Annotated in this window: 8 protein-coding genes; 2 read left to right on the forward strand and 6 right to left on the reverse strand. The window is 66.8% G+C overall.

What is annotated here, in order from left to right; all coding sequences use genetic code 11:
* Positions 1-19: 19 nt before the first annotated feature.
* From EL249_RS05820 to EL249_RS05840, 5 genes are all read right to left on the reverse strand, one after another.
* Positions 20-2,434: a S8 family serine peptidase gene (locus EL249_RS05820; RefSeq protein ID WP_197721609.1), complete on the reverse strand. Its 2,415-nt coding sequence runs from the start codon at positions 2,432-2,434 to the stop codon at positions 20-22.
* A gap of 174 nt (positions 2,435-2,608) precedes the next feature.
* Positions 2,609-4,654 carry a S8 family serine peptidase gene (locus EL249_RS05825; RefSeq protein WP_126348107.1) on the reverse strand — a complete coding sequence of 682 codons (2,046 nt, stop codon included), beginning with the start codon at positions 4,652-4,654 and terminating at the stop codon, positions 2,609-2,611.
* Between the two features lie 316 nt (positions 4,655-4,970).
* A complete protein-coding gene (locus tag EL249_RS05830) occupies positions 4,971-5,357 on the reverse strand; it encodes a hypothetical protein (RefSeq protein ID WP_126348108.1) in 387 nt (128 codons plus the stop codon).
* A 166-nt stretch (positions 5,358-5,523) separates the two neighbouring features.
* The gene (locus EL249_RS05835) at positions 5,524-6,057 is read right to left on the reverse strand and encodes a hypothetical protein (protein ID WP_005673742.1); all 534 of its coding nucleotides are present in this window, start codon (positions 6,055-6,057) and stop codon (positions 5,524-5,526) included.
* 64 nt (positions 6,058-6,121) lie between these two features.
* On the reverse strand, positions 6,122-7,867 hold the full coding sequence (locus tag EL249_RS05840; RefSeq protein ID WP_005673741.1) for a S8 family serine peptidase: 1,746 nt from the start codon (positions 7,865-7,867) through the stop codon (positions 6,122-6,124).
* A gap of 594 nt (positions 7,868-8,461) precedes the next feature.
* Here EL249_RS05840 and EL249_RS05845 point away from each other — a divergent pair.
* Entirely contained in the window at positions 8,462-11,980 is a 3,519-nt protein-coding gene (locus EL249_RS05845; protein WP_005673739.1) for a pyruvate carboxylase, read from the forward strand.
* A gap of 373 nt (positions 11,981-12,353) precedes the next feature.
* The gene (locus tag EL249_RS05850) at positions 12,354-12,635 is read left to right on the forward strand and encodes an HU family DNA-binding protein (protein ID WP_005673737.1); all 282 of its coding nucleotides are present in this window, start codon (positions 12,354-12,356) and stop codon (positions 12,633-12,635) included.
* 110 nt (positions 12,636-12,745) lie between these two features.
* Here the strand turns inward: EL249_RS05850 and EL249_RS05855 are convergent, their stop codons facing one another.
* Positions 12,746-13,876, reverse strand: coding sequence for a serine/threonine protein kinase (locus EL249_RS05855; protein ID WP_005673735.1), 1,131 nt, complete (start codon positions 13,874-13,876; stop codon positions 12,746-12,748).
* Between the last annotated feature and the right edge of the window lie 63 nt (positions 13,877-13,939).

Below are 13,939 nucleotides of genomic sequence, written 5' to 3' on the forward strand. Positions count from 1 at the left end.
TGTTGTTGCCCGGTGGGGGTCAGCGTCCGTAGAAGGTGATGCTCCAGTCCTTCAGCTGTCCCTCGCCACCTTGCACGCGGTCGGCCGTCACCAGTTCCCAGTTCCGGCTGTTGCTGCTGGCCACCGGTTCTTCCAGATGGCGGCGAACGCCAAAGGTGAAGTTGCTCAGGCCGCCGCAACGCTCCACCAGTAGCTCGGGAGCGCCGAAGGCCGCGGTGTTCAGATCGGTACAGGCGTGGGGAAGCATCAGCGTGCTGACCGTGCCCAGCGGGCTTTGCAGGGCCATCTGCAGATCACCGGTGTTGGGGTGAGTGCCCTGGCCATCGGCAGCGGTGACTGTCACTTTTACGTCGACGTGCTCGATGTGGCGGATGTCGCATTCAGCCGGAATCTCGACGGCGGATCGCAGGCCGTTGGCCGGGGCCATCTGATAGTCCAGCGTGTTGCTCAGCTGGTAGAGCGCACCGAAATAGGTGCGGGCCTGGCTGTTGTCCTTCGTGCTTCTGGCCGTCTGGTCGGCGCCCTGCTGGGTCACGATCCCGGTTTCGGGAATGGAGGCATTCACGGTCGTGGTGTAGGGGCCGCAGGTCTTGAGCGTGTCGCTTCCGCCCACGCTCTTCCAGTTCCGCGCCAGTCGCACGGCTGCGTCTGCATTGGCCACGCCGAAGCCGTAGTGGTGGCTGTAGTGCAGCACGTCGTACAGGCCCTGGGCGTTGCCCAGCGGGCTGCGGTAATCACGCCAGCCGCCATCCTGTTCATCCACCTTGCGGGCCGTGCGCGCCAGAATCAGAGGGACGTCGCGCCAGGTCAGTTTCGGGTTGGCCTGCAGCATCAGTGCAATGACGCCCGAGACCATGGGGGCAGAGGCCGAGGTGCCGTTGAACGTGTGGGTATAGTCGTTCCGCACCGAGGTGGTGGTCACTTCCGGCTGCTGGTCGTCCGTCGCGTCGGCGGACGGGGCACAGACCGTCAGGTTGGCGCCCCGCTCGCTGTAGGGCGCACGCTTGCCCATGGCGTTGGTGGCGCAGACGTTGACGATGCCCATCGCGCTCACGCCGCCGTCCAGCGACGAATAGTCGGTCTGGATGGCCCCGTTGCCGCCGGAAAAGACGTAGATGGCACCCAGGCCGTTGCGGCCTGTCTTCAGCCCGTTGCGCAACGTGTCGTTGTAGCTCGACCAGTCGGGTTCCGGCGTGGCCAGGTGTCCGTTGTCCGTGGGGCCCCAGCTGTTGTTGTAGACGTGGTTCCGGTTCAGATCGCGTGACAGGGCATCCAGCGTGTCGGCCACGAAGTTGGAGGCCAGGATGTTGAGACCCACCAGCTGGGCGCGTGGTGCCACGCCCGAGACGCCGGTGCCATTGCCGTCGCGGGCGGCGATCAGGCCTGCCACCGAGGTGCCGTGCGTGTCATCGTTGCTGCACGGCATGGGGAAGTCATGCAGGCCGGCAATCTTGCCGCCGCTGGAGGCGGACAGACCGAGCATGCCCGCTTCGGTGCGGTAGTTGCGGCTGCCGGTCACGACGTTGGGCCACAGGTCTTCGTGCGTCACTTCCAGTCCATCATCCAGCACCGCCACGCGGATGCCTTCACCGCGCAGACCTGCGTTCCAGACCGGTTTCACGCGCAGGTCCTCGCCCGCCTTCATGCTGGGGAAGCCGGGCAGGGGACCGGTATTCTCCAGGTGCCACTGGAGCGACAGATAGGTGTCGGCACCCGCCTTGGAAACGGGAGCGGCCTGAGGGCGCGGGTATTTCAGGGCGCAGTTCGTCCAGCCCAGCTGGGCGGGCAATGTGGCCAGGGTGGCGGCATCCAGCGCCAGGCTGGCGACGGGGGCCGGTGCAGGCGTTGCCGCAGGAGACGCGCTGGAGGCTCCGGAGTCGGTGCTGGGGCCTGGAGCGGGGCGAGGGGCGGGTGCCGGAGTGGCCTGGCCCTGCGTGCCCTGGGTCGGCGCCGGGCTGGAGGCTGGTGCCACGACGGGCTGAACGGGGCTCGGGCTGGCTCCCGCGCTGGTACCGGAACCGCCAGGCACGGGGGCGGGGGCCGGAGAGGCCTGGCCTTGTGTGCCCTGGGTCGGCGCCGGACTGGGGGCGGGTGCCACGACCGGTTGAACGGGTCTTGGGCTCGGGCTGGTGCCAGCGCCGGAACCGCTGGGCGCAGGGGCAGGGGCTGGCGACGTGAGCGCCGCTGCGGGAGCCTGGGGTTGCGGGGCGGGGCGTGACGTGGCCGGTGGCGTCTGTTCCTGGACTCTTTCTTCCACAGCGCGTTGCGGGCTCAGGTCCACCGGTCGGGCAGGACGTTCCAGCACCAGGTCGCCGATCTGGAGGGCGGTGATGTGAGGGGATGCGGAATCATCCGAGCCGCCTCCACCACACGCGCTCAGCAGCAAGGTGGAGAAGCCAAGGGTCAGGGCCTGGGCGATGGGCGTCTTGCGCATGATGGAGATCCGTCCGGAAAGGGATGCCGCAACGTCTTGGGGTGTCCGTCGCAGCCAGGGGCTGGCGGTGCGACGGTGCATGTGCCCGGAAAGGCAGGGCGGGGGCTGTCGGATGCCGGAACGGTCGGCATCAAGGTTGCTGGCCATGCCGGCAAGACAGACCCCTGTGGGGAGTTATCGACCGTAGAAGGTGATGCTCCAGTCCTTCAGCCGACCGGTTTCTCCAGCCACACGGTCGGTTGCCGAGAGGGTCCAGTTCCTGTTGCTGCCCTGGGCCACCGGCTCTTCCAGGTGACGGCGAACGCCGAAGGGGTAGTTCTGCAGGCCCTGGCAGGGGCCGATCTGCATCGAACCGTTATCGGTGGGAAGCTGGCAGGGGTGGGGCACGCTCAGGGTGCTGACGCTGCCCAGCGGACTCTGCAGGGTGATGTGCAGGTCGCCCGCGCTGGGGTGCTCGTCGCTGCCATCGGCATTGGAGGCGGTGAGCGTCACCTCGATGTGCTCGATATGCGTGATCTGGCAGCTTTCCGGCACACTGACGGTGGAGGTCAGACCGTTGGCCGCCGCCTGGTTGTAGTCGATCCGGTTGCCCGCCTCGATCAGCGCCTTCCGGAACGCTTCCGCCTGGCTCTTCCGGACGGGATTGGTCGCCACGGCATCGGCTTCCGGGATCGGGGCGTTGACCCGGGTCGTGAACGGACCGCACTGTTTCTGCGTGCTGCTGCCGCCCACGCTCTGCCAGTTGCGGCTCAGCTTCACGGCGGCATCGGCATTGACGACACCGAAACCGTAGTCGTGGTGGTAGCGCAGCGTGTCGTAGGCGCCAGGCTGCCCCTCGACGATCGGGCTGTTGTGGCTGCGCCAGCCGCTGGACTTGGCATCCACCTGTCGGGCGGAACGTGCCAGGATCAGCGGCACATCACGCCAGGTGAGTTTGGGGTTGGCCTGCAGCATCAGCGCCACCACGCCCGAGACCATCGGCGTGGCTGCCGAGGTGCCGTTGAAGCTGTCGGTGTACTGGTTCTGCAGTGCGGTGGTGGACACGTCGGGCAGGGTGGGGGCTCCCTCGATTCCCAGTGTCCGGCTCAGGTCGGCCGATGGGGCACAGACCGTCAGGTTGGGGCCGCGCTCACTGTACGGCGCACGCGTGCCGGCGGCATTGGTGGCGCAGACCGTCACGATGCCCCGGGCGCTGACCGTGCCGTCCATGGAGGAGTAATCGCCATCGAAGGCGCCGTTGCCGGCCGCGAAGGTGTAGATCACGCCCAGTCCGTCACGTCCCTTGCTCAGGCCGTCATTCAGCGTGCTGTCGAAGGCGGCCTTGTTGTCCGGGGCAAAGAAGTGCCCGATGTCGGCGGCGCCCCAGCTGTTGTTGTAGACGTGGTTGCGGTCGATGTCGCGCACCAGCGCATCCAGCGCGTCTTCGGTCAGGCTGTTGGCCAGCGCATTGAAGCCCACCAGCCCGGCGCGGGGTGCCACGCCCGAGACGCCGATGCCGTTGCCGTCGCGCGCTGCAATCACGCCGCCTACCTGGGTGCCGTGGTCGTTGTCTTCCGTGCAGGGCATCGGGTAGTCGGCGTGTCCGGCAATGGTCTTGGCATTCGGGGACAGGCGCCGGTAGTTGTGGCTGCCGGCCACCACGTTGGCACGCAGGTCCTCGTGCGTCACTTCCAGGGCGTCGTCGATGACGGCAATGCGGATGCCTTCACCCCGCATCCCCTGGTCCCAGGCGCCCTGCACGCGCAGGTCCTCGCCAGCCACCATGCCGTCGGTCGAGAAGCCGGGCAGGCTGCCGGTGTTCGTCAGGTACCACTGGCGGGTCTGATTCGGGTCGGATCCGGTCCTGTCGGCCACGGCCGGGCCGCCGCGGAAGTAGTTCAGCTTGCAGCCCGCCCAGCTGACGCGCTCGCGGGGCGAGTCAGAAGAGCCGCCGTGGTTGCCCGACGTGCCTGCGCCCGGCTGGCTGCCGTTGCCTGCCGGATTGCTGCTGCCGGGCTGATGGCCACCGGCCTGGCCGCTTCCTGCGCTGCCCGTGCCGTTCGTGCCTGGAGCCACCCCGGGCTTCGAACCGTTGCCGCCCGCCCCCCCGGCCTGCGTGCCGTTGACCGGGGCAGACACCAGGTTGGCAGATGGGTTCGCACCGCCTCCGCCACAGGCAGCCAGCAGGGACAGCAGCAGCGGGGTGGCCAGGTGGCGCACAGGCAGGTGTCGTGTCTTCATGACGGAACGGCTCCAGAATGAGTCGGTACGGTGCAACATCGGCACACGGGGATGCGTCACTCTAGCAACGGCGTTGCGTCACGACATCGATTTGGCGGCAAACAGTCGATGGACGGTTGACTTCGGCTTTTTATAGGTTAAGGGGCTTGGGGAGCAGATAATCCGTGGGCAGCTGACCGTTCCTGGCAGCCCATGCCTCACTCGTCTCTTGCCTCATGGGGGCTACCATGAGGATGCGTGCTGGCAATACGTTCCGCAGGTCCGGAAATGACGAAGGGGGCGATGAGCCCCCTTTGTCGTTGGGTGAAGCCGCCAGTCACTGGCAGTTGGGCTCCATGACGAAGGCGACCAACTCGTCGGCGTGTCGACGGACCGCACGACTGGCCCCCCTCTGCATGAGCTTGATCACTCTGTCGGCATCCTCACAGGCGGTCTTGCTACGGGAACGTGCTGCCGCGACTGCTTTTTCGACTTTATCGACCGCCAGTCGCAGTTCCTTTGGCGGGAGGTCAAAAATGCTGTAGACGGTCAGGTAACGGAACACGGCAAGGTCTGCATCGCTCATCATGTCCGCGAACGGATTGCAGTTTGGCGTCAGATTAGTGCACCGGGACGCAGCTCGAACCCATTCAGGGACAGGTGGATCGGCCCAGGCCGGGGCGGCCAGACAGGTCAGGAGGGCGATGGCAAGGATGCGTTTCATCGGGCAACTCCAGCGGCCCGGGCCGAAGCACGGGCGGTGTTGTCAGCCGAAGCAGATTGCCCGTGTTTGCAGGCAGCGGGGGGGGGCTGGAGGCAACCGTTCGGCCGAGCCAGAAAAAAACAGGTCGCGAATCAAGTGTGATCGAATCTTGCGCCGGATCGCGTGCTCACTTCAGCGCGCGCTTGGTCCACCAGTTGGGGCTCACGTCGGTGAAGATGCTTTTGGCGTTCTGCTGGTTGGCCATCTCGATGGTCTCCAGCCCGGCCGGGCTTTCCACCACCCAGACGCGGCCCGTGATCTGCCGCTCGGGTTTCAGGCCGGCAGCCACCAGCTGGGCGCGACCATCAGCCTCGGACATGTCCTGCTTCAGTGTGACGATGAGGCCACCGGGCAGGCCATAGCGGCGGCCGGCGGCATCCTTCAGCACGGGCGAGACGGTGCCACCCGAGGTGCTGGTGAGCGCGCCACGGGTGCTCTTGAGGGTGTGCAGCTGCTTGGTCTCGGCCTGGCTGGCCTTGCGCACCTGGGTGCGGCCACCAAACTGCACGACGTGCGCGGTGTCGATCTGGAAGCTGCGGACCGTCTTGTCGGGACCGATCAGCTGCACGACATTCGCATCGGCAGCCTGCACGCTGGACAGGCCCAGCAGCAGCGTGGAAAGGCCGATGGCCAGGTTCTGGATCAGGGTGTTCTTGCGCATGTTGGGACTCTTCGGGCTCGGGTTCAGCGAGGGATGTTCATGGTCGAAGGGTTGTACCTGATCATCACCGTCCGTAGAGGGTGATCGACCAGTTTCTCAGCCGGCCGGTATTGCCGGTGCGACGGTCGGCGGCGGCCAGGGTCCAGTCGCTGCTGGTGCCGCTGATGGCAGGCTCCTCCAGGTGGCGGCTGAGGCCGAAACTGAAGTCCACCAGGCCCTGGCAGTTGGTCTGCTGGCCGCTGATGTTGTAGCAGAGGTGCGGCGTGGTCAGCGTGCTGGTCTGTCCGGCGGGGCTGGTCAGCGTGATCTGCAGGTCACCGGCGCTGGGGTGGGCACGGGCACCGGTGTCGTCGGTGGCCGTCAGGACCACTTCGACGTGTTCGATGTGCTGGATGCCGCAGCCGGCAGCACTGATCCGGGAGGTGACCCCGTTGACGGCGGCCTTGCTCAGGCCGCTAGCGTCGGCGAACGGGTTTTCAAGCACTGCGTCGGAAACCGGGGTGGTCTCGGGAATGGCCTGGTTGACCGTGGCGCTGTAGGGGCCGCACTGCCGCAGCGTGCTGCTGCCGCCCACGCTCTGCCAGCTGCGGGCCAGTTGCACGGCGGCTGTGGCGTCAGCCACGCCGAACCCGTACTCATGGTTGTAGTGGTAGCCGCCATAGCTGGTCCAGCCGGCATTGGTCGGATCCACCTGACGGGCGCTTCGGGCCAGCACCAGCGGCACGTCGCGCCAGGTGAGGTTGGGGTTGGCCTGCAGCATCAGGGCGATGACGCCCGAGATCATTGGGGTGGCGGCCGAGGTTCCATTGAACTTGGCCGTGTACTGGTTCTGCAGCGTCGTGGTGGTCACGTCCGGCAGGCTGCTGCCTTTTGCCTGGCCCATGTCGCTGGACGGCGCGCAGACGATGAGGTTGGGGCCCGGTTCGCTGTAGGGGGCTCGCTTGCCAGCCGCATTGGTGCCGCAGACCGGGATGGTGCCCAGCATGCTCACGTTGCCGTCCAGCACCGAGTAGTCGCCATTGGCGCCACCGTTGCCGCCGGCAAAGGTGTAGATGGAGCCCAGTCCGTTGCGGCCGTTGCGCAGGCCGTTGAGAATGGTGCCCACCTGGGCCGAGCGCGAGGCGGGCGTGTTGAAGTGGCCGTCGTCTTCGGCGCCCCAGCTGTTGTTGTAGATATGGTTCTTGCCCTGGTCACGTACCAGAGCATCCAGAACCTCGCTGTCCTGGTCGTTGGCCAGGGCGTTGTAGCCCACCAGGCTGGCACGTGGTGCCACGCCCCGGCCGCCCAGGCCGTTGCTGTCGCGGGCTGCCACCACGCCGCCCACGGCGGTGCCGTGGGTCTGGCTTGACGTGCAGGGCAGCGGCCAGGGACTGCCGCGTTGCCAGCTGCCATCGCTCACATAGTTGTAGCTGGCGCCTTCCACCACGTTGGGGGCCAGATCCTGGTGGGTCACCTCCAGGGCGTCATCCACCACGGCCACACGGATGTTCTCGCCCCGAAGGCCGCTGGCCCAGACATTCTCGACCTGCAGGTCCTCGCCCGCAGCCAGGCCGGAATAGCCGCTCAGGCGGCCGGTGTTCTTCAGATACCACTGGGTGAGATAGAGCGGGTCGGTCCCTGCGCGCTGGCTGGGTTGTGACTGCGCGTAGTAGCGCACCGTGCAGTTGGTGCCGTTGAGCAGCGTGCCTTGGTAGGGCGTGTTGCTGGACGCCCCGCCCGAATCTTCGGAGCCGCCGCCGCAGGACGCCAGCAGGGCGGCAAGCAGCAGCGGGACGGTTCTGAGGGACAGGGAAAGGGTGGGAGGAGTCATGGCACTGAAGGTGTAGGGTGAGACGGCAACGGGCGGAATTTTCGTTGGCCTGCGTGGCTGGAATGTGACGTTATGTCACCCCCGTGTACAGATTGGCCGTGGATTTCGTCGGCGGCGTCATGGCAGGCCGGGGGATGGCGAAAACTGCAGCCGAAACGGCCCGAGGCTGCAGTCAGGGGCGCTCCGGCAGGGCCGGTGAGCGCCTTCCACAGCCCTGATTCTGCCGGGAAATCTTCCATCATGCGCACTGTGCTTGCCGGGAACGAGGCTGGCACCCTGTACGCAACATGCCATCAACGTCGTGGACCGTTCATGGGATGACAGCGCGGTTCATGCGCAATGAAGCAATGGTTGTCATCACTGACAGGCATGAAAGAACCGCGCGGACAGGCTGTTCATGGCCCGGAGACTGGCGTTTCATCGGGCCGGAAGGGGAAATGGGTCTGTTTTCGGATGGCACGCCCCTCGGTCAGGGTGGAAGTGAATTACCGCAGTGCGGGGTTCGGGAGCAGGACCCCAAGGCATAATTTCCGGCTGGAACCGCGCGAGCCGTGGCGGTGACAACGTTTCCGGATGACAAGAGGACAGAACGAAATGGGTGACAACAACGTAGGCCAGGGCCGGCGGATCCGATCGGTGCTGGTGGCCAACCGCTCCGAGATCGCCATCCGCGTGATGCGTGCAGCCACCGAGCTGGGGCTGCGCACCATCGGCATCTATTCGCACGAGGACCGTTTTGCGCTGCATCGGACCAAGGCCGACGAGAGCTACCTGGTGGGGCAGGGGCAGAAGCCGCTGCAGGCCTACCTCGACATCGCCGAGGTCATCCGGGTGGCCAAGCAGGCCGGCGCCGATGCCATTCACCCGGGTTATGGCTTCCTGTCCGAGAACCCCGAGCTGCCGCGTGCCTGCGCCGCAGCGGGCATTGCCTTCATCGGGCCCACGGCCGAGGTAATGACCCGGCTGGGCAACAAGGTGGCGGCGCGTGAAGCGGCCGTGGCAGCCGGCGTGCCGGTGATGCCAGCCACTGATCCGCTGCCCGACGATATCGAGAAATGCCTGGAGCTGGCGGCTGCCATTGGCTACCCGCTGATGCTGAAGGCCAGCTGGGGCGGCGGCGGTCGCGGCATGCGTGCCATCGAGACACCGGAAGACCTGCGCGTGCAGCTGCCGGTGGCGCGGCGCGAGTCGAAGGCGGCCTTCGGCAATGACGAGGTGTACCTGGAGAAGCTGGTGCGCCGTGCGCACCACGTCGAGGTCCAGGTGCTGGGCGACCTGCATGGCAATGTGGTGCACCTGTTCGAGCGCGACTGCTCGGTGCAGCGGCGCAACCAGAAGGTGGTGGAGCGCGCGCCCGCACCGTATCTGACCGATGAGCAGCGTGCGGGGCTGTGCGAGGCGGCGCTGAAGCTGGCTCGTGCGGTCAACTACACCCACGCCGGCACGGTCGAGTTCCTGATGGACGCCGATACCGGCAAGTTCTACTTCATCGAGGTCAACCCGCGCGTGCAGGTCGAGCACACCGTCACCGAGGAAGTGACGGGCATCGACATCGTGAAGGCGCAGATCCGCATCACGGAAGGCGCACGCATCGGCCAGCGTGAAGACCGTGTCGATGCCGAGGGCAGGGTGCTGGAGCTGGGCTCGGGCGTGCCGGCTCAGGAAGAGATCCGCCTCTACGGCCACGCGCTGCAGTGCCGCATCACCACCGAAGACCCCGAGAACGGCTTCACGCCCGACTATGGCCGGATGACGGCCTACCGCAGTGCGGCCGGCTTCGGGGTACGCCTGGACGGCGGCACCGCTTTCAGCGGCGCGGTCATCACGCCTTACTACGATTCGCTGCTGGTCAAGGTCACGACCTGGGGCGCCTCGCAGCAGGAGGCCATCCGCCGGATGGACCGGGCGCTGCGCGAGTTCCGCATCCGCGGCCTGGCCACCAACCTGCAGTTCGTCGAGAACGTCATCAAGCACCCGGACTTCGGGGCAGGGCGCGTCACCACCCGCTTCATCGACAACACGCCGGAGCTCTTCGACTTCACCGCACGGCGCGACCGGGCCACACGCCTGCTGCAGTATCTGGGCGATGTCATCGTCAACGGTCAGCCCGACATGAAGGGACGTGCGGCGCCGGATCTGAGCCATGTGCAGGTGCGCATGCCGACGCAGCCGGATGCGAATGTGCCGCCGCCGGCAGGCAACAAGCAGCGCCTGGAGGCCCTGGGCGCCGAGGGCTTTGCCCGCTGGATGCGGGAGCAGCCCCAGCTGCTGGTTACCGACACCACGCTGCGCGATGCGCACCAGTCGCTGTTTGCCACCCGCATGCGCACGCACGACATGCTGCCGGCGGCGCCGGTCTATGCCAACCGGCTGTCGCAGCTGCTGTCGCTGGAGTGCTGGGGGGGGGCCACGTTTGATGTGGCCTTCCGCTTCCTGAAGGAAGACCCGTGGGAGCGCCTGCGCAAGCTGCGCGCCGCCATGCCCAACATGCTGCTGCAGATGCTCCTGCGGGCATCCAACGCGGTGGGCTACACCAACTATGCCGACAACGTGGTGCGCCACTTCGTGCAGCAGGCCGCTGCGCAGGGCATCGATGTGTTCCGGGTGTTCGATTCGCTCAACTGGGTCGAGAACATGCGGGTGGCCATCGATGCGGTGCGCGAGACCGGCGCCATCTGCGAGGGCACGCTCTGCTACACGGCCGACATCTTCGACACCTCGCGGCCCAAGTACAACCTGTCCTATTACGTGAACCTGGCCCGCCAGCTGGAAAAGGCCGGCTGTCACGTGCTGGGCATCAAGGACATGGCGGGGGTGTGCCGTCCGCGTGCGGCGGCCGAACTCGTGCGGGTGCTGCGCCAGGAAGTCGGGCTGCCCATACATTTCCATACCCATGACACCAGTGGGGCCTCGGTGGCCACGGTGATGGCGGCCGTGGCGGCTGGCGTGGATGCCGTGGATGGGGCGCTGGATTCGATGAGCGGGCTCACCTCGCAGCCCAGCCTCAACACCATCGTGGCCATGCTGGCCGGTGATCCGCGCGATCCGAAGCTTGACCCGCAGGCGCTGCGCGAGCTGGCCGACTACTTCGAGGGCGTGCGGCGCTTCTACTCGCCGTTCGAGTCCGAGATTCGCAGCGGCACGGCCGATGTCTACCACCACGAGATGCCTGGCGGGCAGTACACGAACCTGCGCGAGCAGGCGCGTGCCATCGGTCTGGAGCATCGCTGGCCGGAGGTCTCGAAGGCCTATGCCGAGGTCAACCGGCTGTTCGGCGACATCGTGAAGGTCACGCCCACCTCCAAGGTGGTGGGGGACATGGCCATCATGATGGTGGCCAACGACCTGACGGCCGAGGACGTGGCCGATCCGGCCCGCGAGGTCGCCTTCCCCGAGAGCGTCGTGTCGCTGTTCAGGGGCGAGCTGGGCTTCCCTCCCGACGGCTTCCCCGAGGCCCTGGGCCGCAAGGTGCTGAAGGACACGCCGCCCGCGCCCTACCGGCCGGGGGACCGCATCCCGCCGGCTGACATGGACGCCATGCGCGCCCAGGCCGAGAAGGAAGCGGGCCAGCCGCTGGCCGAGCACGACCTGGCGGCCTGGCTGATGTATCCGAAGGTGCTCAACACCTACTGGGATCATCAGCGGCGCTATGGCGACGTGGCGGCACTGCCCACGTCAGCCTTCTTCTACGGCCTGCGTGAACACGAGGAAATCTCGGTCGAGCTGGACCAGGGCAAGGCGCTGCTGATCAGCCTGCAGGGCACCACCGCGCCCGATGCCGAGGGCTATGTGCGGGTCTTCTTCGAGATCAACGGCCAGCCGCGCACCATCCGTGTACGCAAGGCCGATGCCGAGTCCACCGCCGGTTCGCGTCCGCAGGCCGAGACCGGCAATCCGCTGCATGTGGGTGCTCCGATGCCGGGCATGGTGGTGACGGTGGCCGTCAAGCCGGGCCAGAAGGTCCGGACTGGTGATCCGCTTGTGTCCATCGAGGCCATGAAGATGGAGTCGCAGATCCGGGCCGAGCGTGACGGCACGGTGGCCTCCGTGCTGGTGGCGACCGGGCAGACGGTGGCAGCGCATGATCTGCTGCTGGAGTACGCGGCCGACTGACCTGCACCGCCGGCCGCCTGCGCAGGCGGCTGGCAGGGGAGTCCTCGTCGACGGGATGGGCCATGAGGGGCCATCAATGTCGGCGAGGGCCGTTCATGTTCTTTGCGCTCCCGGGGGTTGTCGCCTGTGGTGACGCCTTGGCCGTCCTGTTCCTTGTCCTGGGACAAGTGCAGGGAAGGGGCTTTTCAAGGCGGGCGCAGTGGCAGCGGGAATCACGGTAGAATCCGCGCTTATTGCCGCTTGAAGCGGTGGCCCGGCAGCCTCTGCGCACCGGGTCGAGACAGTCGCGGCGGTGCGTCGCGCCGGGCCTGCGGGCCGCGTGCGCACCGCTTTGCAACTCGGACAAGGCATAGCCAACCAGTCAGAGGTATGAATGAATAAAAGTGAACTGATCGATACGATCTCCAGCGAAGCCGACATCAGCAAGGCCGCCGCAGAACGGGCCCTCACCTCGGCCATGAACGCCATCATGAAGGCCGTTGCCGAGGGTGACCGCGTTACCCTGGTGGGCTTTGGCACCTTCCACGCCAGCAAGCGCGCCAGCCGTACCGGCCTGAATCCGCGTACCGGCGAGAAGATCGAGATCGCCGCGGCCAACGTGCCCAAGTTCACCCCTGGCGCCGCCTTCAAGGACGCCGCCAACAAGGCGCAGTAATCCGCCGGGGCCCTGGTCAGGGCCTTGCCCCGCACGAAGGGGCGCATCTCGGAGCCTCGTCAGGAGGCCCCTGTTTCATGGGCGGCGCCCCACGCCGCCGGGCGCATCGCTCAAAGGCCCCGCAGCTGGGCCAGCTGCTCCTGCAGGCTGATGATCTGGCCCTGCCAGTAGCGTACCGAGCCAAACCATGGGAAGGCTGCCGGAAAGGCCGGGTCTTCCCAGCGCTCGGCCAGCCACGCACTGTGGCGGATGATCCGCAACGTGCGCAACGGTTCCACCAGGGCCAGTTCCCGCCGCTCGAAGGGGCGGATCTGCTTGTAGCCGGCCAGCAGCTCATGCATGGCCTGTGAGGTGGCGTCATCCCCCGTCTCGGCGTCCTGCTGGCCGGCTGCATCGGCAATCATCCACAGATCCTGGATGGCCGGGCCGCTGCGACAGTCGTCCAGATCCACAAAATGCGGGCCATGGGCCTCGGTCCACAGCAGGTTGCCCAGATGGCAGTCGCCATGCAGGCGGATACGCGTGAAGTCCGCCACGCCCGGGCTGGCCAATGTCGGATGCAGCCGCGCTTCCACGAGCGTGCAGCACTGGCGGGCCAGATCCTCCCACTGGTGACGCACTTCCGGCGGCAGCCACGCACATTCCGTCACCCGTTCTATCGATCTCCAGCCATCCAGTCCACAATCCAGTGGCGGGCGGTGCAGGAAGCCGTGGCGCGCGCCCACCTGGTGGATGCGGGCGATGAACTGCCCGATGCGCTCGCGCATGGCCGGCCCTTCGTGGATGTTGTCCAGCTCGGGCACGCGGCCGCCCTGACGGCGATAGACGGCGATGTAGAAGCCATGGCTTTCGAAGAGCGTGTCGGCCACGGCCGCATCGTCCTCGGGGTCTTCCTCTTCATCGAGCAGGTCGGGAGCCATCAGCGCGTCCCGGTGCAGCGGCGCTGCGAGTGGGATCTCGGCGGCCGCGATCTCGTGGGCGAAGCGGTGCTCCTCCAGCAGCTGGTCACGGTTCCAGCGTCCGGGGCGGTAGAACTTAGCCACGCGGCTGCCGCCATCTTCCAGTCCCACCAGATAGACGCGGTTCTCGAAGCTGTTGAGCGCCTGCAGGCGTCCGTCACAGCGCAGGCCGATCTCTTCCAGTGCCGCCAGCACGGTGTTGGGCCCCAGCTCCGCAAAGGGCTGGGGCGTGGCGTTTGCCGTGGATGGCATTGCAGGGGTGGGCTGTGTATTGCACATCATGCTTCACCGACGGTTGGCCTCATCACCACAACGATACCCCAGTCGGCCGCTGGTGGCGAATTT

The organism is Lautropia mirabilis (assembly GCF_900637555.1).
GTDB classification, from domain to species: Bacteria; Pseudomonadota; Gammaproteobacteria; order Burkholderiales; family Burkholderiaceae_E; genus Lautropia; species Lautropia mirabilis.

Coding starts and splice junctions, on each gene's coding strand:
- EL249_RS05835 (WP_005673742.1), bottom strand. CDS start 6,057: ATGCGCAAGAACACCCTGATCCAGAACCTGGCCATCGGCCTTTCCACG.
- EL249_RS05820 (WP_197721609.1), bottom strand. CDS start 2,434: ATGCGCAAGACGCCCATCGCCCAGGCCCTGACCCTTGGCTTCTCCACC.
- EL249_RS05830 (WP_126348108.1), bottom strand. CDS start 5,357: ATGAAACGCATCCTTGCCATCGCCCTCCTGACCTGTCTGGCCGCCCCG.
- EL249_RS05850 (WP_005673737.1), top strand. CDS start 12,354: ATGAATAAAAGTGAACTGATCGATACGATCTCCAGCGAAGCCGACATC.
- EL249_RS05825 (WP_126348107.1), bottom strand. CDS start 4,654: ATGAAGACACGACACCTGCCTGTGCGCCACCTGGCCACCCCGCTGCTG.
- EL249_RS05855 (WP_005673735.1), bottom strand. CDS start 13,876: ATGATGTGCAATACACAGCCCACCCCTGCAATGCCATCCACGGCAAAC.
- EL249_RS05840 (WP_005673741.1), bottom strand. CDS start 7,867: ATGACTCCTCCCACCCTTTCCCTGTCCCTCAGAACCGTCCCGCTGCTG.
- EL249_RS05845 (WP_005673739.1), top strand. CDS start 8,462: ATGGGTGACAACAACGTAGGCCAGGGCCGGCGGATCCGATCGGTGCTG.